We start from the raw sequence: 20212 nt of genomic DNA on the forward strand, positions 1-20212 counted from the left end.
CGCCTCCCGCGAAAGGAACTCTCATGAAGCGCATGTTCAGCTCGGTGGCCGCCGGCCTCGTCCTGGTCGCCAGCCTGGGCGTCGCCGCCCCTGCCGCCCATGCCGGCGACCGCGTGTGCACCGGCAAGATCGGGTCCATCACGGTGGACGACAACATCCGGGTGCCGGCCGGCAAGACCTGCACCCTGAACGGCACCAAGGTCAAGGGCAACATCGAGGTCAAGGGCAACGCGACCCTCAACGCCGCCAAGATCCGGGTCGACGGCAACATCCAGTCCCAGGCCCACAAGCGCGTCTCCGTGGTCGATGCCCGGGTGGAGGGCAACATCCAGCTCAAGTCCGGCGGCCAGGTGAACCTGCGCCGCAACACCGTCGACGGTGACATCCAGCTGTTCAGCAACAAGAAGTCGGGCAGCAAGTACGTCTTCAAGAACGTCGTCGACGGCAACCTGCAGTGCAAGTCCAACAGCCCCAAGCCGACCGGCGGCCAGAACAAGGTCGACGGCAACAAGGAGAACCAGTGCAAGAAGCTCTGACCGGCTGATCGGCTGACCGCCCGAGACGAGACCGGCCCGCCCCTCCTCGGGTGGGCCGGTCCGGCGCTGCTCGCGCTGTGCTGCTGGTGGCCAGGGGCGGGGTCGAACCGCCGACCTTCCGATTTTCAGTCGGACGCTCGTACCAACTGAGCTACCTGGCCGGGTCTGCGCGCTCAGAGGCGATCTGACCTGCGCAAACATCACGCCGGATCGCTCCGGCGCGGGATCACTATACCTGATCCTGGGCGACCCACCCTCATCGCGCGCGGGCGTGCTCGCCGGGTGCTGGACGGGACACATGGCAAAGGGCCGCCGCTCTCCGGGGAGAGCGGCGGCCCTTCGTCTCCTGCGACCTCGACGGGACTCGAACCCGCGACCTCCGCCGTGACAGGGCGGCGCGCTAACCAACTGCGCCACGAGGCCTTGGTAGGCCGTTGTGCCTTCAGTGTCCCATGACGGGACACCGTATCCCCAACGGGATTCGAACCCGTGTTACCGCCGTGAAAGGGCGGGGTCCTAGGCCGCTAGACGATGGGGACCTTGTCCGTACGGTCCCTCGCCGTCAGGCGGATCCCGGTTCCGTCGAGGACGTCGGGAAGCATACGTGAGCATCCCGGCAAACTCCAAAGCGAGCCGTTCAGCGGCGGTGGGAGCCGGCGGCCGGTCACCGCCGGAGCCGGACCGGTCAGGGGCGCTCGGGGTTCGCCCACGCGAGGAGGTCCTCCAGCGGCCAGGTGTTCACGATCCGCTCGAGCGGGACGCCGAGCCGCTGGGCGCGCTCGCAGCCGTAGGCCTGGAAGTCCAGCTGTCCGGGTGCGTGCGCGTCGGTGTCGATGGCGAACAGGCAGCCGGTCTCGATCGAGAGGGTGAGCAGGTCGTCTGGCGGGTCGGTCCGCTCCGGCCGGGAGTTGATCTCGACCGCCGTCCCCGTCTCCGCGCACGCCTCGAAGACGGCCCGGGCATCGAAGGTGCTCTGCTTGCGGGTGCCGCGGTTGCCCTCGACCAGCCGGCCGGTGCAGTGCCCCAGGATGTTGGTATGCCGGTTGCGCACCGCCGCGATCATCCGCCGGGTCATCGAGGGGGAGTCCATCCTGAGCTTGGAGTGGACCGAGGCGACCCGGACGTCCAGCGCGTCCAGCATCTGCTCGGTCTGGTCCAGGGTGCCGTCGTCGAGGATGTCGACCTCGATCGCCTTGAGCAGCCGGAAGGAGTCCCCCAGGTGCCCGTTGATGGCGTCGACGACCTTCAGCTGCTTGGCGAGCCGGGCGGCGGTCAGTCCGTTGGCCACGGTCAGGCGGGGGGAGTGGTCGGTCAGGGCGAGGTAGTCGTGCCCCAGCTCCATCGCGGAGGCGACCATCTCCTCAATCGGGGAGCCGCCGTCGGACCAGTCGGAGTGGCTGTGCAGGTCACCCCGCAGGGCCGCCCGGACCTCCTCCCCGCCCGTCACGAGGGGGCCCGCGGCCTCGGCCTCCAGCTCGGCGAGCTTCTCCGGCACCTCCCCGGCGGCCGCCTGCTCGATGACCGCCGCCGTGGACGGGCCGATGCCGGGCAGGTCCTTCAGCGTGCCGTTGCGCACCCGGTCCCGCACCTCGCTCTCGGGCAGGGTCAACAGGGTGCTGGCCGCCTCCCGGTAGGCCTTCACCCGGTAGGTCGACTGACGGCTGCGTTCCAGCAGGAACCCGATCCTGCGCAGCGCGTCCACCGGCTCGATGCTCATGGGTAGACGGTACGCGGCGCCCCTGCCCCGGGCCCACGGTCCTACGCTTGTCCCCGTGACTGAGCCCGGGACCGAGCCGGCCGTGCGGGTGGCACGGTTCGAGGAACTGACGACCGCTCAGCTGTATGCGCTGCTCCGGCTGCGCGTGGACGTCTTCGTGGTGGAGCAGGAGTGCCCCTACCCCGAGCTCGACGGTCGGGACGACGAGCCGGGCACCGAGCACCTGTGGGTCGAGGTCGACGGAGCCGTGGCCGCCACGGTGCGCATCCTCACCGACCCCGACACGATGATCATCGGCCGGGTCGCCACCGCCGAGGGGCACCGGGGGCACGGGTATGCCGCGGTGCTGGTCCGCGAGGCGATCACCCGGATCGGCGGCCGGCGCATCCGGATCGGGGCGCAGGCGCACCTGGAGGGGTGGTACGGCCGATTCGGCTTTGTGCGCAGTGGTCCGGACTACGACGAGGACGGGATCCGGCACCTGCCGATGGTGCGCGAGGGCAGTGTCTGAACAGCGCTGCCGAGCGTCAGTCCCGGTGGATGAAGATGTCGCCCACGGAGGTCGACAGGGTGATCACCTTGCTGGCGCCCCGCTCGTCGCCCACCCGGTTGTGGGTCTCCCCGATCGAGGTGTCGGTGTCCACCCGGTAGGCGGCCCCGTCGCCCGGGAGGGTCAGCCGGACGTCGCCGGTGCTCGTCCGCCCCTGCACCGAGTCGGGGGCGACCAGGCTGGTGACGAAGATCTCACCGACCGAGGACCGCACGTCTACGTCCGGGCTCCCGGAGTCGGTGAGGATGACGTCGCCGACGTTGGTCTGCGCCCGCACGACGCCGGAGACGCCCACCACGCGAAGCTGACCGACCGAGGTGCGCAGGTCCACATCCGCCCCGGCCGGCACCAGGACATCCCACTCCACCTCGCACGGGTCGATCCACCCGGGCCCCCTGCAGTCGCTGCGTAGGGTGGTCGCCCCGCCGTTCTGCGCGACGGTGACCGTGGGGTCGGTGAAGCTCGAGCGGCTGGTGGCCACCGCTCCCGGCTCCTCGCCCGGCGCCATCGCCCTGATCCGGATCTCACCCACGTCGGCGTGGACCGTCAGCCGGTCCAGGTCCGCAGCGAGCGGGTGCTCTGTCACCTCGGTGTGGCGGATCAGCTGGGCGACGCCAGGACCGGCCAGACCCAGGACGATGAGGATGGCCACCAGGACGCCGGCGATGCGGATGGCGGCTGCGGTCGAACGGGTCATGACGGCTCCCCCGGGGTCCGGTCCTGGTCGAGCCACCGGAGCACGGCGAGCACCCGACGGTGGTCCTGCCCCGTCGGCGGCAGGTCGAGTTTGCTGAAGATGGAGGACACGTTCTTCTCGACGGCCCCCTCACCGATGAACAGACGTCCCGCGATCGCGGTGTTCGTGCGGCCCTCCGCCATCAGACCGAGCACCTCCCGTTCCCGCGGGGTGAGGCGCGCGAGCGGGTCGGCGTTCCGGGCCCGGGACAACAGTTGCAGCACCACCTCAGGGTCCAGGACGGTGCCGCCCTGGCTGACCTCCCGGAGCGCGTCGATGAATTCGGAGGTGTCGGCGACCCGGTCCTTGAGCAGGTAGCCCACGCCCTTGGCCCGGCTGGCGACCAGCTCGGTCGCGTACTGCTCCTCGACGTACTGGCTGAGCACCAGCACGGCGGTCTCGGGATACCGATCCCGCACCTGCAGGGCCGCCCGGATGCCTTCGGAGGTGAAGGTGGGTGGCATCCGGACGTCGACCACGACCAGGCCGGGACGGTGCTCCTCGACGGCTGCCAGGAAGGTCTCCGCGTCCGGGCAGGCAGCGACGACCTCGAAGCCGCCCTCGGTGATCAGGCGGACCAGGCCGTCGCGCAGCAGGACCGAGTCCTCGGCCAGGACGACGTGGGTGGGCGAAGTCATCGGGTGCTCCTCGGATGGGCTGCGGGGCGTTCGGGAAGGGTGATGATGACGCGGGTGGGGCCGCCCTCGGGAGAGGTGACCTGCATGGTGCCGTCGACGGCGGTGATCCGCTGGCGAAGCCCGACGAGTCCGGTGCCCCGACCGGGCACGGCACCGCCGACGCCGTCGTCCTCGACCTCGATGACGAGCCGATGCAGTTCTCCCGGTGAGCGGGTCAACCGGACCAGTGCGTGGTCGGCCCGGGAGTGTTTGGCGACGTTGGTGAGCAGTTCCGAGACGCAGAAGTAGGCGATCGCCTCGGTGGTGGGGTCGAGCCGGCCCACACCGTCCGCCTCGATCCGTACCGGGACGGGTGAGCGCGCCGCCAGGGCCGAGGCGGCTGGCCCCAGGCCACGGTCGGCCAGGATGGGCGGCGTGATACCGCGCGCCACCTGGCGCATCTCCACGATCGCCTCCTTGGAGGCCAGGTGCGCCTGGTCCAGCAACTCCCGTGCCCCCTCGGGGTCGTCGGCCATCCGCTGCCGGGCCATGCCCAGGTCCATCGCGATGGCGACGAGGCGCTGCTGGGGCCCGTCGTGCAGGTCGCGCTCGATCCGGCGCCGCTCCGACTCGACCGAGTCGACCGTCTCCTCCCGGGTCTGGGTGAGCGTCTCGACCCGCTCGGACAGTTGGGCGATCTCGGCATCCGGGTCGCGGCCGAGCAGTGTCCGGGCCAGCTGGATGTCCACGCTGGTGAGCACCACGGCCAGGAACGGGAGGAGGAGAAGCACGACGACGGCGACCACCCAGAGGACCACCCGACCCGTGGTGGAACTGACATCGACCACCCACAGCACGTGCAGGCCACTGTCCGGGATGCGCGAGGCATACAACGGCATCGCCAGGAGCGAGACGGCCAGCGCGACGAATGACGCCACTACGGTGCCGATCAGGAGCCCCCACAGGGAGTGCAGGGCGACGTAGGCCGCCGCGCGCCGGTGCACCCGGGTGAGACCCAGGACGTTGACCCACGTTGGCTCGGGACGGTGCGTCTCCGCCGGGATCCGGTGGGCGGTGAACACCTCGATCCGGCCCAATTCGGCCCTGGCGAACAGCCAGGCCAGCCACATGGCGGGGACCAGGACCGCCAGCCCGGAGCCGGCGGCCAATAGCCCGAGGGCACCGATCACGATGGACAGCACGATGCTGAGGGCCACCAGTCCGGTCAGCACGTTGAGCACGAGGAAGACCAGGTGCTGCCAGCCCCGCAACCACAGGTGCACGGGGCCGGGAATGGCCGACGGGACGGAAGTCATGCCACAACCCTAGGGAGAACCCCGTGCGGGAGGTCAGCCGAGGAACCCCCTGAACCGGGTGGGGGTAACCCCCGTCCGGAATCGGGAGTATGCGCCAATGATCCAGGCATCGTCCGCCGAGAGGCTGATGGGCATGATCCAGAACCAGGAACAGAGCCCGGTCGCCCTCGTCGAGGGCGACCGCGTCGAGGTGCGAGAGACGGCGGCCGGAGTGTCCACCAACCCCGCCCGTCTCGGGATAGAAGACTCGGGCGGCTACCGCCCGGAGCAACCCCGCAGCCCGCTGGCCCGTTGGTCGGTCCGGCATCGGTGGCTTGTCGTCCTGTCATCGCTGCTCGTCCTGGTGGCCGGCGTCGCGGTGACCGCCGGGGTCGGTATCGCCACCCTTGAGCAGGGAGGGGAACTGGTCGGCGATTCGGCGGCTGCCGAGGACATCATGGACGGGGCCGACTTCGGCGACGTCCCGACCGAATACGTCATCGTGACCGACCCGGCGGGCCCCCTCGCGCCAGAGGATGCGGCGGACCTGACCGCGGAGCTCTCGATGGCGTACGACGGCGTGACCGGCGTCGTGGGGGTGGGGGAGGCGTTCCCCGGTGCCGACGGCAGCCTCGTCGTCCCGCTGGAGATGGTCGCCGACGACGACGGGGTGGCGGTCGAGCCCGGACCGGCCGTCGCCGCGACCCAGGAGATGGCACAGGCACATCCGGACCTGGAGATCGGGCAGTTCGGCGAGGCGTCCTTGGATGACGAGGTGAACGAGACGATCGGCGAGGACTTCGTGCGCGCTGAGATCTTCTCGATCCCGGTGACGTTGATCATCCTGCTGCTCGCCTTCGGGGCGGTCGTCGCGGCCGGCGTGCCGCTCGTCCTGGGGCTGGGTAGCGTGGCCGTGGCGCTGGGACTGACCGCCATCGTCTCCACCGGGCTGATCCCCGTCGACCCGAACAGCCAGAGTCTCGTGCTGCTCATCGGTCTCGCGGTCGGGGTCGACTACGCGCTGTTCGTGTTGCGCCGGGCGCGGGAGGAACGACATGCCGGCGCGACGGTCGAGGACTCGATCGCGATCGCCGGCGGCACCGCGGGCCGTGCGGTGGCAATCTCCGGTCTGACCGTCGTGATCGCGATGTCGGGCATGCTGGTGGCCGGTGGCATGTTCACCTCGCTCGGCCTGGGCGCGATGCTCGTGGTCGGGGCCGCCGTGCTCGCCGCCACCATCACCCTCCCCGCGATCCTGGCGATCCTCGGGGACAAGGTCGAGGCGTTGCGACTGCCGTTCACCCGGCGGCGCGAGGCCCGACGTGGCTCGGTGGACACCTTCTGGGGCCGGCTTGCCGGGCAGGTCACCAAGCGCCCGCTGGCTTGGGCGGTGACCGTGGGGGCCTTGCTCGTGGCGCTCGCCTCCCCGGCGCTGGGCATGAAGACCGCCACGGGGGGCATCGAGACGCTGCCGCAGGACCTGGCTTCGGTGCGTGCCTACCACCAGTTCCACGACGCGGTCCCGGCCGACGAGTCCGGCGCCCTCCAGGTCGTCGTCCGGGCCCCCGCCGGGTCGGCCGCCGACGTCGAGGCGGCGCTGCTCGCCTCCGGTGACACCGCGGGCTCGCTCGACCTGGTGAGCGCGGTGGATGACAGCGTCCAGGTCTCCGCCGACGGGACGGTCAGCGTCTGGAACATCGGCCTACAGGTCAACTCCAGCGACGAGGCGATGCCCGACGTCGTGGACCAGGTCCGGGCACAGGTGCTGCCCGAGATCGAGGCCGCCCTCGCCGACGTGCCCGACGCAGCGGTACATCTGGGCGGTGCCGCCGCGGTCACCGACCTCACCAGCTGGATGGACGGGCGACTGCCCTGGGTGGTCGGATTCGTCCTGGCGCTCACCCTGATTGTGATGACGTTGTCCTTCGGCTCACCCGCCCTAGCCCTGGCGACGGTGGCGCTCAACGCCCTGTCGGTCGGCGCTGCATACGGGATCCTGACGGCGGTCTTCGGCGGCACCTGGGCCGAGGGGCTGCTCGACTTCAACTCCACCGGCGCCATCGCCTCGTGGTTGCCGTTGATGCTGTTCGTGCTGCTGTTCGGGCTGTCGATGGACTACCACATCTTCGTGACGAGCCGGGTTCGTGAGGCCCGGGACGGCGGTGCCTCGCCCCGTGAAGCCATCCGGGTCGGCCTGGCCCGGTCGGCGGGGGTGGTGACGGCCGCGGCGGCGGTCATGGTGGGCGTCTTCTCGATCTTCGGCACTCTGTCGATCCTGGAGATGAAGCAACTCGGTGTCGGCCTCGCCGCGGCGGTGTTGCTCGACGCCACGGTGGTGCGCGGCATCATGCTCCCCGCCCTGTTGGGGCTGCTCGGCGACCGGGCACACACCGGCCCGTCGTGGTTGCCGCGGCTGCACCACTGATCCGGCCTCCGGGTGGTGGGCACGGCAGAATATCCACCATGCCCACCACCTGGCGTCCGATGACCGCCGACGACGCACCGGCGCTCGCCGCCCTGTTCAACACCGTGGCCGAGGCCGACGGGACGGGGGACACCGCCACCGAGCAGGTGGTCGCGGAGATCTTCGCGATGCCGCGCTTCGAGGCGGCCGACGACAGTTTCTCCGTGTGGGACGGTGCGGACCTGGTCGGCGCGGGCTTCGTGACCGTGCGGGACGTCGCCGTCGACGGGCGGGCGATGGTCGTGCCGGAGGGCGCGATCCACCCGGACCGGCGCGGCGCTGGTCTCGGCGCCGAGCTGCTGGCCCGCCTCGAGCGGCGCGGGATCGAGTTGGCGCACACCCGGCTCCCCGGCCTGCCCGTGCGGTTGCGCACCTCCGGCGGGCTCCAGGGCTCCTCGGCCCAGCGCCTGCTGGAGCAGGCGGGCTACGCGCCGGGCAACTACTTCCTGACGATGGAGGTCGACCTGGCCACCTGGCGCGACCCCGGGGCCGAGACCGTCTCGGTGCAGCCGGGGCCGGAACTGTCCGAGGCCGTCCGGGAGGCGCACAACGACGCCTTCCGCGACCACCGCAACTTCAGTCCCATCCCGCAGGACTCCTGGGAGCACTGGGGCCGCTCATCGGCATACCGCCCCCGACTCAGCCGGGTGGTCGTCGAGGACGGTCGGGTCCTGGCGTACGCGACGGCCAGCGAGTACGAACCGGGCACCGTGCACATCGACCTGGTCGGCACCCGGCGGGAAGCCCGCGGGCGCGGCCTCGCCAAGGACGTGCTGACCAGTGGGCTCCGGGCGGCCCGAGCGGCGGGGATGTCCACCAGCGAGCTGGAGGTCGACAGCACCAGCCCGACGGGCGCCGACCGGCTCTACACCTCGGTCGGCTACCACGAGGTCAGGGTCGTGTCCCGCTACCAGCGGGACGTGCCGGACCCTCGGTGAACTGGGGCAGCGACTCCGCGGCCCCGCGGATGTGCCGCTCGGCCAGCTCGGCAGCCCGGTCCCCTTCCCCGGCGCTGATCGCCCGCTCGATCCCGTGGTGCTCCTGCCGCAGCACCGCGGCCATGGCCTCCCAGTCCGCGACCCGGTGAAAGGCCGCGAGGTGCCGGGGGCGCAGTGAGGCCCGGATCGCCTCGGTGAGGTTGGCGAACAGCCGGTTGCCGCCGGCCCGGGCGATGGCGACGTGGAACTCGGTGTCGGCGTCGTTGAACTCCTCCCGGCTCAGCCCCGGGGCATCCATCGCATCGAGGTGGGACCGGATCGCGGCCAGTGAGTCCTCGTCGGCCCGCTGGGCGGCCAGGGAGGCGCTGGAGCGCTCGAGCAGGACCCGGGTCTCCACGACGTCGTCGACCGGGAAGTTCGCCAGCGCGACGTGCAGCCGGAGCAACCGGGTGAGGGCGGCGCTGGGGAGCGAGGCGACGAAGGTGCCCGCGCCCCGACCGGACCCGACGTTCGACCGGAGCACGCCGTGGCTCTCCAGGACCCGGATCGCCTCGCGCACGCCGGCCCGGCTGACCTGGAGCTTGCTGGCCAGGTCGCGCTCGGAGGGGAGTGGGTCGTCCACGGTGAGCTGACCGGTCAGGATCTGGTCCTCGATCGCCTCGATGACCAGCTCGTGGGTGCTGTTGCGGGGCACCGGCGCCCACTGCGGGCCGCCTCCAGGCTCTGCCATATGTGGTCCAACCTCACAAAGGTAGATGCGGTCAGGTGGTCCCAGAGTTGTAGCACAGGTCACACCGGGTGGCGTCGCAGACCCCTTGACGGGCTCTCAGTGACGGCCCTACGATCATCCGTCAAGTGGTCGGACCACTAAGAGTTCAACCTCTCATCCGCACTCACCAGAATGCGTCATCGACGGCGATACGTAGGCAGCACCGCAGCCGATGTGCACGGAGACGATATGTACACTCCCGATCTGGCGCCGATTGCCGGCAGCCTCCTGTGGTCCTCCCTCGTCGCGGTCCTTCCGCTCCTGACGATCTTCATCGCCCTCGGGGCGCTGCGCTGGAAGGCCCACTGGGCCGGTCTGGCCGCGCTCGCGGTAGCCGCCCTCGTCGCGTTGTTCGCCTACGGCATGCCCGTCCACCTGGTCGGACTGTCGGCCACGCAGGGCTTCGCGTTCGGTCTCTTCCCGATCATGTGGATCGTGGTGAACGCGATCTGGCTGTACGAACTCACCGTGCGGTCCGGCCGCTTCGAGGACCTGCGCAGGGTCATCGACGTCATCTCCGACGACCCGCGCGTGCAGGCCATCATCATCGCCTTCTGTTTCGGCGGCCTGCTCGAGGCGCTGGCCGGCTTCGGTGCCCCGGTCGCGATCACCGGCGTGATGCTGATGGCGGTGGGCTTCACCGCGATGCGGGCGGCCTCGGTGGTCCTGATCGCCAACACGGCGCCGGTGGCCTTCGGCGCCATCGCCATCCCGATCATCACGGCAGGCAACCTGACCGGCATCGACTACCAGCACATCGGCGCGGTCGTCGGACACCAGACCCCGTTCCTGGCCGCCTTCGTCCCGCTCTTCCTCGTGCTCCTCGTCGACGGTAAGCGTGGGGTGCGGCAGTTGTGGCCGCTGGCCCTGACCGTGGGTGTCGTCTTCGCCGTCGCCCAGTTCGTGTCGGCCAACCACATCTCGGTGGAGCTGACCGACATCATCGCCTCCCTGGCCGGGCTGGCCGCCGCCGTGCTGCTGCTGCAGGTCTGGAAGCCCCAGGGCGGGCAGGACGCGCTGGAGAAGATGCGCGTGGAGCGGGTCGACGAGGCAGCCGACCCGGTGGACACCGAGGTGATCGGCGGTGGCGTCGCCACCGCGGCGCGGACGGAGACCACCCTCACCGGCAGCCGGGTCTTCCTGGCCCTGTTCCCCTACCTGCTGGTCATCGTGATCTTCTCCGCCGCCAAGCTGTGGGGCTGGCTGAACGGCCTGCTCGCCGGGACCGACGTCAAGATCCCGTGGCCCGGCCTGGACGGCAACATCTCCACGGCGGCGGGGGAGGTCTCCGGCAGCACGGTCTACAACTTCCAGTGGCTGTCCTCGCCCGGGACCCTGTTGCTGATCACCGGTGTCGTCGTGGCGGCGGTCTACCGGCTCTCCGCGGCCGATGCCCTCGCCGTCTACCGGGAGACCCTGGTGAAGATGCGTTTCGCCATCCTGACCGTCGGGTCGGTGCTGGCCCTGGCATACGTGATGAACCAGTCGGGTCAGACGATCACGATCGGCACCTGGATCGCCGGCACGGGGGCGGCCTTCGCCTTCCTCTCGCCCGTCCTCGGGTGGCTGGGCACCGCGGTGACCGGCTCCGACACCAGCGCCAACGCGCTCTTCGCCACCCTGCAGCAGACCGCCGCGGAGCAGGCCGGGATCGACCCGGCCCTGCTGGTGGCGGCGAACACCTCCGGCGGGGTGGTTGGCAAGATGATCAGTCCGCAGAACCTGACCATCGCGGCGACCGCCGTCGGCCTGGTCGGCCGGGAGTCGGAGATCTTCCGCAAGGTCATCTGGTGGAGCCTGGGGATGCTGTTGGCCCTGTGCATCCTCGTCGGCCTGCAGTCCACCGTCCTCTCCTGGATGATCCCGACCCAGTAGGCAGCAGCGGATTCCACTAGGTTCACCCTCAAGCTCAACCGTCCAGCAAAGGAGCACCATGGTCCAGCGACAGGTCCCCAACCCGGCCGAGATCTTCGAGCTGATGAAGTTCAAGAAGCTCGAGCTCAACGGCAAGAAGCGCCGGCTCCAGTCGGCCCTGACCATCGAAGACCTGCGCCGTATCGCTAAGCGGCGTACCCCTGCCGCCGCCTTCGACTACACCGACGGCGCGGCCGAGGGCGAGATCTCGCTGGCGCGGGCGGTCCAGGCGTTCGAGGACGTCGAGTTCCACCCGGCCATCCTCAACGACGTCTCCGAGGTGAACACCTCGACTCAGGTGCTGGGCGGCAGCTCCGCGCTGCCGTTCGGCATCGCCCCGACCGGGTTCACCCGGTTGATGCAGACCGAGGGCGAGGTGGCCGGCGCCGGCGCCGCCGGGGCGGCCGGGATCCCGTTCACCCTCTCCACCCTGGGCACCACCTCGATCGAGGACGTCAAGGCGGCCAACCCGCACGGCCGCAACTGGTTCCAGCTCTACGTGATGAACCAGCGCGAGATCTCCTACGGGTTGGTCGAGCGGGCCGCCAAGGCGGGTTACGACAGCCTCTTCTTCACCGTCGACACCCCGGTGGCCGGGGCGCGGTTGCGGGACACCCGCAACGGCTTCTCCATCCCCCCGCAGCTGTCCCTGGGCACGATCGCCAACGCCTCGGTCCGGCCGTGGTGGTGGTACGACTTCCTGACCACCCCGGGCCTGGAGTTCGCCTCCCTGTCCGAGACCGGCGGGACCGTCGGCGAGCTGTTGAACTCCGCGATGGACCCGACGATCAACTTCGATGACCTGGCCGAGATCCGCGAGATGTGGCCGGGCAAGCTGGCGATCAAGGGTGTGCAGACGGTCGAGGACGCCAAGAAGCTCACCGGGCTCGGCGTGGACGCGATCCTGCTGTCCAACCACGGCGGTCGCCAGCTGGACCGCGCCCCGGTGCCGTTTCACCTGCTCCCCGAGGTGGTGCGGGAGGTCGGCCAGGACGTCGAGGTCATGGTCGACACCGGGATCCGCAACGGTGCCGACGTGGTGGCCTCGCTCGCGCTCGGGGCGAAGTTCACCCTGATCGGCCGGGCCTACCTCTACGGGCTGATGGCCGGTGGGCGCGAGGGTGTGGACCGCACCATCGAGATCCTGGCCGACCAGGTGCGCCGCACCATGAAGCTGCTGCAGGTGCGCACCGTGCAGGAGCTCAACCCCTCCCACGTCACGCAGCTGGTCCGCTTCAACCGGGTGGGCGCACGGGAGGGCGCGTTCCGGGCGTAGTCCGGGGGAGCGCCGGGCAGGTCAGCGCGGCTGGCTGATCTCGCCCGGCTCCTCCGCGTCGCGGGTGCCCTGGCTGCGCCGCAGGGTGCGGGCGCCCAGCAGCGAGAGCGCCATCGCGGCTGCGGCCGCGCCGACGGTGACCGCGAAGGCCGGGTGGTGCCCGCCCCAGTCGGCCAGTCGGCCGGCCAGGCTCGAGCCGAGCGCGTAGCCGAGCCCGGTCGTGGCCGCCAACACCGTCATCGCGGCCCCGAGCCGGCTCACGGGCGTGATCCGCTCCGCCAGGGTGAAGGTGGTGATCATCGAGGGGGCGATCGCCACACCGAGCACCAGGAGTGCGGCTGACAGCCCGCCCAGACCCTGGACCGCCAGCAGCGGCAGCGCGAGCACGGGCAGCGCCGTGGTGAAGACCCGCAGCCGGCTCTCGTAGCGGAACGTCTCGGGGACGGCCACCACCGCCAGCCCCGCAGCGACGCTGCCGATGCCGAGCAGCGCGTGGAACAACCCGGTCAGGCCGGGTTCGCCGGCGTCGGTGGCCAGCACCGAGGTGCCGGTCTGCACCGACCCGAAGATCATCCCGATCGAGAGTTGCACGGTGGCCAGGACGACCAGGGCGGGGGTGAGCAACCGGCCCCGCCCCGCCTCGCCCGGACGGGCAGGCTCGACCAGCCCCGCCGTCGGGTGCACCGCGAACCAGGTGCCGAACGCCGCCAGGAGCGCGGCGGCGGCCAGGATGGCGGCCCCCGGGTCCAACACCGCCGCGACGACGCCCACCAGGGCGGGTCCGAGCACGAAGGACGCCTCGTCGGCGGCGCCTTCGTAGGAGAAGGCGGCATCGACCACGTCGCGTCGCTCCACGCCGCGCCGCCGGCTGATCGGGCGCCACCGGACCCGGGCCATGGTGCCGACCTGCGGGGTGAAGGCACCGGCGACGGCGCCGACCGCGGCGAGCGGCCACCAGGGGTCTCCCGGTTGGTACAGGGACGCCAGCAGGACCAGGGCGGTCAGGCCGGCGGACCCGACGACGGCCTGGACGAGCAGCACGGGACGTTGGCCGAGGCGGTCGGTGAGTGCCCCGGCGACGGGGGAGCCGATCGCGTTGGCGATTGCCAACGCGCCGGCCGTGGCCCCACCCGCCCCGTAGGACCCGGTGACGCCGCTGACCAGCAGCAGGGTGCCCAGCTGGGACATGGCGAGGGGGAGGCGACCGAGGAAGGCCACGACGACATACAACGGGCCGGTGAGGGCGAACAGGCGGCGGTAGGACGCCACTGGTGACAAGGCTTCTCCTGGGAGGGTGCGGCGGGCTGCACCATCCCACCCCTGGCGCTCTAACCCTGTGCGCGCACCATTCTACCGGTCCCCGGCGGTCCCGTGCCCACCTTCCGCGCCGTCGTCGCCCTCCAACGGCACCACCGGCTCACCCTCGGCCCGTCGCGGGTCCTGGTGGAAGGTTCGCACCGCCCGGGCCAGGCCGAGCAGCGCGAGGTTCACCAGGACCGGCAGGTAGCCGATGAACTGGGCGTCGAGGAGCTGGAAGAACTGGACGACGAGCAACTGCAGCAGCAGCGCCGCCTCGAAAGCGGTCAGCGCCGGTCCGACCCGGTCCCGGCGCCAGAGCCACAGCCCGACCAGGGCGACGACCGCCGAGGCCACCGCGGAGCCGAGGTAGACCGTGTTGCGGACGGTGGGGGCACCGGCGAACGCCCAGGTCGGTGCCACCAGCGAGAACAGCGCGAAGGCGACGAACAGGAACACCGCCGCCTTGCGGACCAGCGCGATCTTGGGCAGCGCGACGACCGCCCGCCGGAGCGCGCCGTAGCCGCCCGCCAGCCACGAGCCGTTCGGTGTCTGGACCGGCAGCGACTGCAGCGTCTCCACCAACGCCCGCGCCATCGGGTCCCCGGGGCCGACCTCCCGCAACAGGGTGAGGGCGCGCTCCCGCTCGGCGGTGTCCAGATCGTGGGCGGCGGACTCCTTGAGCAGCTCGACCGCGTTGACCACCCGCTCCCGGTCGGCCAGCGGCCGTCGCCGCACCGCGACGTCGACCACCAAGTACAGCGCCACGAAGGTGCCGTAGATGATCGCCGCGACCGGCTCGTAGAAGTAGTTGTTGTCCCCGGTGACGAACTTGCCGACCTCGTCGATGAACATCCCGAACCCCACGCCCCCCACGAACGCGGCCGCCGTGCGCACCCGCCGGCTCAGGAAGAGCAGGCACAGCAGCAGCCCGACGAGCATGCCGAGGCCGCCCCACAGCAGGTGCGCCAGGTGCAGGGTGCCCCCACCGATCTGCGGGTAGTCGGCCAGCTCCAGGTAGATCCGGGTCACCGCGATCGAGGCCACCGCGCTGACCAGGAAGATCTCGAACCGGTCACCGCCCTCGGCATCGCGGACGGGGAGTCGCGAGTAGGCGGCGCGGGCAGCCGGTCGGCCGGGCTGGTCCCTCATCGGCCCAGGGTATGCCGAGAGCCGCCCGGGACGTGCCCGGACGGCTCTCGCGTGGTGCTGGTGTGCAGCGGGGGGATCAGCCCTGTCGGCCCCTGCCGCGCGCCGCCTTGGCGGCCTGCTGGGCGACCTGGGTCGCCTGCTGCACCACCTGCTCCTGCCCGCCCTCGGACGGGCCGGGGCGCAGGGCCCTGCGCGCCCGGTCGGTCGACTCCGACTGGATCTGCGGCAGCAGCTGGGCCATCAGCAGCGTGGACAGCGCGGAGCTGTCGCCCTGCTGGCCGTCGGTGTGCACGATGACCGGCCGCGGGGCGGACTCGGCCAGCTGGGCGCCAACGTCCAGGCGGCGCCGGGCCAGCTCGTACTCGAGCACCGCCCGGTTGTCGCGGTAGGCGGTGGCGAGCTGCTCCTGCGCCTTGGCCTCACCCTGGGCGGCCACCAGGTTGGTGCGCGCCCGGGTCTCGATCTCGTACTTGACCTTCTGCGCCTCGGTCTCGCGCTCCTCCAACATCTGGGCGACGTCCTTGCGGGCCTTGTTCAGGGCCGCGCTGACCTCGACGATCTTGGCGTCGCGGACCTTCTTGGACCGCTCGATCTCCATCAGCAGGGTGTCGATCCGGCGCTTGCGAGCCAGCTCCCACTCCTTCTCGTAGGCGACGAGCTCCTTGGAGACCCGCTCCCGGGTGGACAGGTGCTCGCGGTACTGGTCGGGCAGCTGCACGTCCGGGATGTTGCAGCCCATGATCTGCACGCCGTAGCGGGTCAGCTGCCGGTTGAGCAGCTCCTGCATGTCCTTGACGTCGCTGCCGCGCAGGTCGTAGGCCCGCTCGGTGTGGACCTGGCGGCTGCGCTGCCGGATCGCGTCCTGCACCGAGTTGGACAGCACCAGGTCGAAGTTGCCGGCGCCGATGGTCTGCACGAAGCGGATCGCGTCGATGATCCGGAACCGCAGGAAGAACTCGATCGACTTCAGCGGCACGTTCTCGTGCGTCGGGCTGGACAGGACGGGTGCGGCATACGGGATCTCGGTGGTCACGTCGACCACGTAGGCGACCCGCGCCCACGGGTGCCACAGGTAGTGCCGACCCGGGGACAGGCCCGGCCCGGAGATGGCACCGAACTTGGTGAGCACGCCCACGGTGCCCTCCTCGATCTCCACGATCGAGGAACGCCACCACCACAGGGCCGAGAGCAGGATCGAGACGACCGCCACGGCGATCGCCACGCCCCCGAGCCCGCCGTGGTCCGAGGCGATCAGCATGATCCCGCTGAACAGCGCCCAGAGGGCGAACCAGAGCAGGGTGACCCACCGCAGGCCGCGGGAGTCCTTGGGGATGACGACGGGCACCACGGCGCCCTGCTCGCCACCGCGCAGCAGCCGCGCGACGTCGCCCCACCCGGCCAGGGCCTCCTTGATCGAGGACATGCCCTGACCGCGCATCATCTGTTGCGCCTGGGCGGCGCCGGTCTGCTCACTCATTGTTGCCCTCCTCCGGGTTGGTCACGCCGCGCATCTGCTGACGGCTGCGCTCGATGAACTGCTGGGCACGGCTCTGGCCCGCCGAGGGCGGCTGGCCCTGGTCGGGTGCGCCCTGGCCCGGTGCGGCCTGACCGGGACCACCCAACCGCGGGTCACCCTGCTGGGGCCCGACGGGGGCGAACCCCTGACCGCGGCCGCCCTGCTGCGGGCCGTTCGGGCCGTTCGGACCGCCCTGGGGCGGACCACCGACCGGAGGCATCCCCGGCGGGGGCTGCTGACCCGGGTGACCGGCCGGCGCCTGCGGACCGCCGTGTCCCTGCGGACGTCCCTGGTGCTGCTGACCGCCGGCGCCCTGGCCGGGGGCAGGCTCCCGGGTCACTTCCTCCCGGGTCTGCGGAGCCCGCTCCTCGGGGGCCCTCTCCTGGTGAGCCGTCTCCTGGGGAGCCGCCGCCTGGGGAGCCGCCGCCTCGGGCGCCGACCCGTCCTCAGGTGCGGTCACGGACCGGCGGATCTCCTCCATCCGGTCCTCCCCGGGCACGGCGGCCTCCTCGCCCTCGGACACGATCTCGACCGTGGTCTCCTCCGGCGGCTCGAGCAGGTGCTCGATCTCGTCGGAGCGACCCTCGATCCGCTCGGCGATCTCGTTCTTGCGGGTGCGGATGCCCTCCATGTCCTCGCTGGTGAACAGCTTGTCCTCGGAACCGCCGACGAGGCCCCGGGCGATGCCCAGGAAGTCGACGCCCTCGCTGTCGCCGCCCACGCGGACGATCTGCGGCAGGGAGTCGGCCAGCGACTCGAGCTTGTCGAGCACGTCCCGCTGGTAGCGGTAGTCCAGGATCTCCGGCGCCAGCGCCGCGCTCATCGCGCGGATGTCGAGGGCCTGCGCCTCCAACAACGCCGCGTTGGCCTGGGCGGTGGACTCCGCCTCGACGAAGCGCTGCCGGGCCATCGCGTCGGCCCGGTTGGTCTCCCGCTCCAGGGCGGTGTCCATCTGGGCCTGATAGCGCGCCACGTCGGCCTGGATCGCCGAGAGCGACTCGTTGAGCGAGGCGAGGTCCTTGTTCAGGTCACCCTCGTTCTGCTCCTTGCGCAGGTTCAGTTCGTACTCGTAGGTGTAGGCCTCCTTGGCCACCCGCACCATCTCGGGGGCGGCCAGGTCCATCCGGTACTCCTGCGCCGACGGCTCGGCGTGGGTGATGTTGGCGGTGGTCAGCTCCACGGCCGGGGCGAACTGGGAGTTCAGCTGCTCCAACAGGCGGGTGGTGCTCTCACCGACCAGGTCGTAGATGCCGGAAGCCTCCTGCTCGTAGATCAACGAACGGGTGGTCTCGGAGATGGCGTTGTTCAGCTTGTCCTGGAAGCCGTTGACGGCGCCGAGCACGAAGACGAACTCGCGGGCGCTGACGATCCGGAACTGCAGGAACAGGTCGACCGACGCCTGCACACCGGACTTGGTGGGCGCCTGGCGGATCGGCGCGTTGAACGGGTACTCCCGGGTGGTGTTGACGATGTAGGAGACCCGCTTCCACGGGTTCCACAGGGTGACCCGTCCCGGCCCGACCTCGGCCTCGACCTTGCCGAACCGCGAGATCAGCGCGGTGCACCCCTCGGGAACCATCACCATGCCCTGGCGCCACCACATGAACGCGGCGATGAGCAGCACGATGATCCAGTAGTGGACGCCGAAGAGCGCCCCGCCGAGGTTCTCGGTCGGCAGCAGGATCACGTAGCCGACGATCCCGACGATCGCCAGCAGGATCACCGGCAGCAGCGCCCGGAGCTTGCGCCCGCGGGGCATCACCATCGGGGTGATCACGTGCAGGGGACCGTTCGGTCCCATCTCGTAGTGGCTCCTGGAGAGCTTCTCCGAAGCATCGTCCAGCGAGCACGACTCGGCCTGGATCCGGGTGCCTGCCGAACTGCCGTTCTCCCGGGCGGCCGGAAAGTCCTTGGCGGACAGTCCGAAACCGTCACCGCTCATTCCGGCCTGTTGGGCGACGTTTTGGACTGTCTGTCCCACGACTTCGCGGACGTCCGCCCCGCCTGCCACCTGCTTGGCGGCATCGATGAACTGTTGGGCCCTACTCACGCTTGCATCCCCTTCGTCCTTCCGGTCACCGGCGCCTGCGGGGCGCCGGTCGTGCAGAGTCTTTCACAGCACAGACGCGACGCAGTCGGCCTCGGTTCCGCCCAGGGGGCCGCCGGGTGGTGCTGGGGCGGTGGGTCAGGACTCATCCGTTGGCGGCCATGCACCTTGCGTCATGCATTCTGCGTCGCAGGCCACTCAGAGTGCATGACCCAAAGTGCATGGCCTGGGGCTGCCGCGGGGCGCTATCCACAGGCCCCGGATGCGGATGACCTGAGTGGGGCACGCTAGAGGGGACCGAGAGCGAGGGGGTGGTCCGCGGTGGGTAATCGCGAGGGGGATGTCCACGTGGGTTATCGCGAGGGGGCGGTCGACGACGACCGGTATGCCGTGTCAAAGGGTGGCCATACCGTGCCGGAGGGTGGCCCGGGACGGCGGTCGCGGCCGCGGCGCAGCGTCGAGGGTGCCCGGCGCCGAGAGCGCCGCGCACTGTTGGCGAAGGGGCCGGCCGTGGTGCACGGCGGGGTGGCGACCTGGCGCATCCTGCAGGACAGGGGTCTGTCGCGGGCGGAGATCCGGACCGAGATCGAGACGGGGCGCTGGACCCGGCTGGGGCGCCACACGATCGGGGTGACGGTGCGACAGGCGACCGGCCGCGGCGCCTGGTGGCGGGCTGTCTGGGAAGCGGGGCCGCGGGCGGTGCTCGATGGGGTGTCGGCCCTCCAGGCGGCAGGTCTCGAGCACTGGGAGGAACGCACCGTGCACGTCTCGGTGCCGGCCAGGAACAGGGTCCACGACGTTCCCGGGGTGACGGTCCACCGACCCCGAACCACCGACCCGGTGGGTGTCGGTGGCGTGCCGCGGAGCCGACCGGAGGGTGCCGCGGTCCGGGCGGCCCAGTGGGCGGTGTCGGACCGGCAGGCGGCCACGATCCTGGCGATGGCGGTCCAGCAGGGGGTGGTGGCCCCGGAGGCGCTGCTCGGGGCCTGGGCCGGCGTCCGGTCGACCAACCGGCGGACGTTGCTCGACGCCGTCATCCGCGACATCTGTGCCGGTGCCGAGGCCCTGGGCGAACTCGACTTCGCGGCGCTGTGCCGTCGCAGGGGGCTGCCCGAGCCCACGCGCCAGGTGCTGCGGACGGGACCGCGGGGGAGGGTCTATCTCGATGTCTACTGGGCCGAGTTCGGGTTGCACGTGGAGATCGACGGCGCGCAGCACTACCGGGGGTTGGCCCCGGTGGACGACGCCCTCCGGCAGAACGAGGTCGCCCTCGGGGGTGATGTGACCCTGCGGATACCCGTCCTGGGCCTCCGGGTGCGGCCCGATGCGTTTCTCGACCAGGTGGAGCGGGCGATGACACCGCGCGGTGCGTGACGATCACCCTCGTGC

General features: G+C 71.0%; 16 protein-coding genes and 3 tRNA genes. 7 read left to right on the forward strand and 12 right to left on the reverse strand.

Going from position 1 to position 20212, the window contains the following annotated elements; genetic code table 11:
* The first annotated feature begins 23 nt into the window (after positions 1 to 23).
* On the forward strand, positions 24 to 536 hold the full coding sequence (locus tag FB467_RS04080) for a hypothetical protein (protein WP_141783955.1): 513 nt from the start codon (positions 24 to 26) through the stop codon (positions 534 to 536).
* Positions 537 to 620: 84 nt separating this feature from the next.
* Here the strand turns inward: FB467_RS04080 and FB467_RS04085 are convergent.
* The 4 genes from FB467_RS04085 to FB467_RS04100 all read right to left on the reverse strand — a co-directional run bounded on the left by FB467_RS04085 (position 621) and on the right by FB467_RS04100 (position 2253).
* Positions 621 to 697: transfer RNA gene (locus FB467_RS04085), tRNA-Phe, on the reverse strand.
* 188 nt (positions 698 to 885) lie between these two features.
* Positions 886 to 959 (reverse strand) — tRNA-Asp (locus FB467_RS04090).
* 43 nt (positions 960 to 1002) lie between these two features.
* Positions 1003 to 1075 (reverse strand) — tRNA-Glu (locus FB467_RS04095).
* 146 nt (positions 1076 to 1221) lie between these two features.
* On the reverse strand, positions 1222 to 2253 hold the full coding sequence (locus FB467_RS04100) for a PHP domain-containing protein (protein ID WP_141783956.1): 1032 nt from the start codon (positions 2251 to 2253) through the stop codon (positions 1222 to 1224).
* 55 nt (positions 2254 to 2308) lie between these two features.
* Between FB467_RS04100 and FB467_RS04105 the strand changes: the two genes are divergently transcribed.
* Positions 2309 to 2764 carry a GNAT family N-acetyltransferase gene (locus tag FB467_RS04105; protein ID WP_228393327.1) on the forward strand — a complete coding sequence of 152 codons (456 nt, stop codon included), beginning with the start codon at positions 2309 to 2311 and terminating at the stop codon, positions 2762 to 2764.
* A gap of 16 nt (positions 2765 to 2780) precedes the next feature.
* On the opposite strand, the gene FB467_RS04110 is transcribed toward FB467_RS04105, so the two are convergent.
* Genes FB467_RS04110 through FB467_RS04120 form a run of 3 tightly spaced genes read right to left on the reverse strand, consistent with a single transcriptional unit; the run spans position 2781 to position 5472 of the window.
* On the reverse strand, positions 2781 to 3500 hold the full coding sequence (locus tag FB467_RS04110; protein WP_141783958.1) for a DUF4097 family beta strand repeat-containing protein: 720 nt from the start codon (positions 3498 to 3500) through the stop codon (positions 2781 to 2783).
* Positions 3497 to 4177 (reverse strand): response regulator transcription factor, encoded by a 681-nt coding sequence (locus FB467_RS04115; RefSeq protein ID WP_141783959.1) that lies wholly within the window; start codon positions 4175 to 4177, stop codon positions 3497 to 3499. The genes FB467_RS04110 and FB467_RS04115 overlap by 4 nt, the downstream gene beginning before the upstream one ends.
* The gene (locus FB467_RS04120) at positions 4174 to 5472 is read right to left on the reverse strand and encodes a sensor histidine kinase (RefSeq protein ID WP_141783960.1); all 1299 of its coding nucleotides are present in this window, start codon (positions 5470 to 5472) and stop codon (positions 4174 to 4176) included. Before FB467_RS04120 ends, FB467_RS04115 begins: the two co-directional genes overlap by 4 nt.
* 97 nt (positions 5473 to 5569) lie before the next feature.
* Here FB467_RS04120 and FB467_RS04125 point away from each other — a divergent pair, with 97 nt between their 5' ends.
* Both FB467_RS04125 and FB467_RS04130 read left to right on the forward strand, forming a co-directional pair.
* Positions 5570 to 7876: an MMPL family transporter gene (locus FB467_RS04125; RefSeq protein ID WP_141783961.1), complete on the forward strand. Its 2307-nt coding sequence runs from the start codon at positions 5570 to 5572 to the stop codon at positions 7874 to 7876.
* Positions 7877 to 7914: 38 nt separating this feature from the next.
* Positions 7915 to 8853: a GNAT family N-acetyltransferase gene (locus tag FB467_RS04130; RefSeq protein ID WP_141783962.1), complete on the forward strand. Its 939-nt coding sequence runs from the start codon at positions 7915 to 7917 to the stop codon at positions 8851 to 8853.
* Here FB467_RS04130 and FB467_RS04135 read toward each other — a convergent pair.
* On the reverse strand, positions 8807 to 9583 hold the full coding sequence (locus tag FB467_RS04135; RefSeq protein ID WP_141783963.1) for a FadR/GntR family transcriptional regulator: 777 nt from the start codon (positions 9581 to 9583) through the stop codon (positions 8807 to 8809). The genes FB467_RS04130 and FB467_RS04135 overlap by 47 nt on opposite strands.
* A gap of 228 nt (positions 9584 to 9811) precedes the next feature.
* Between FB467_RS04135 and FB467_RS04140 the strand changes: the two genes are divergently transcribed.
* Positions 9812 to 11497, forward strand: coding sequence for an L-lactate permease (locus FB467_RS04140; protein ID WP_141783964.1), 1686 nt, complete (start codon positions 9812 to 9814; stop codon positions 11495 to 11497).
* A 58-nt stretch (positions 11498 to 11555) separates the two neighbouring features.
* Complete coding sequence (locus tag FB467_RS04145; protein WP_141783965.1) at positions 11556 to 12812, forward strand: alpha-hydroxy acid oxidase; 1257 nt, start codon at positions 11556 to 11558, stop codon at positions 12810 to 12812.
* A 21-nt stretch (positions 12813 to 12833) separates the two neighbouring features.
* Here FB467_RS04145 and FB467_RS04150 read toward each other — a convergent pair whose 3' ends face one another.
* From FB467_RS04150 to FB467_RS04165, 4 genes are all read right to left on the reverse strand, one after another.
* A complete protein-coding gene (locus FB467_RS04150) occupies positions 12834 to 14081 on the reverse strand; it encodes an MFS transporter (RefSeq protein WP_228393329.1) in 1248 nt (415 codons plus the stop codon).
* Between the two features lie 81 nt (positions 14082 to 14162).
* Positions 14163 to 15260: a hypothetical protein gene (locus tag FB467_RS04155; RefSeq protein ID WP_141783967.1), complete on the reverse strand. Its 1098-nt coding sequence runs from the start codon at positions 15258 to 15260 to the stop codon at positions 14163 to 14165.
* A 76-nt stretch (positions 15261 to 15336) separates the two neighbouring features.
* Positions 15337 to 16737 carry an SPFH domain-containing protein gene (locus tag FB467_RS04160; RefSeq protein ID WP_211350550.1) on the reverse strand — a complete coding sequence of 467 codons (1401 nt, stop codon included), beginning with the start codon at positions 16735 to 16737 and terminating at the stop codon, positions 15337 to 15339.
* On the reverse strand, positions 16730 to 18826 hold the full coding sequence (locus tag FB467_RS04165) for an SPFH domain-containing protein (protein ID WP_228393328.1): 2097 nt from the start codon (positions 18824 to 18826) through the stop codon (positions 16730 to 16732). Before FB467_RS04165 ends, FB467_RS04160 begins: the two co-directional genes overlap by 8 nt.
* 345 nt (positions 18827 to 19171) lie before the next feature.
* Here FB467_RS04165 and FB467_RS04170 point away from each other — a divergent pair, with 345 nt between their 5' ends.
* Positions 19172 to 20197 (forward strand): PDDEXK family nuclease, encoded by a 1026-nt coding sequence (locus tag FB467_RS04170; protein ID WP_141783968.1) that lies wholly within the window; start codon positions 19172 to 19174, stop codon positions 20195 to 20197.
* The last annotated feature ends 15 nt before the right edge of the window (positions 20198 to 20212 follow it).

Origin of the sequence: Ornithinicoccus hortensis, from assembly GCF_006716185.1 — a bacterium.
In the GTDB taxonomy this organism is placed as follows: domain Bacteria; phylum Actinomycetota; class Actinomycetes; order Actinomycetales; family Dermatophilaceae; genus Ornithinicoccus; species Ornithinicoccus hortensis.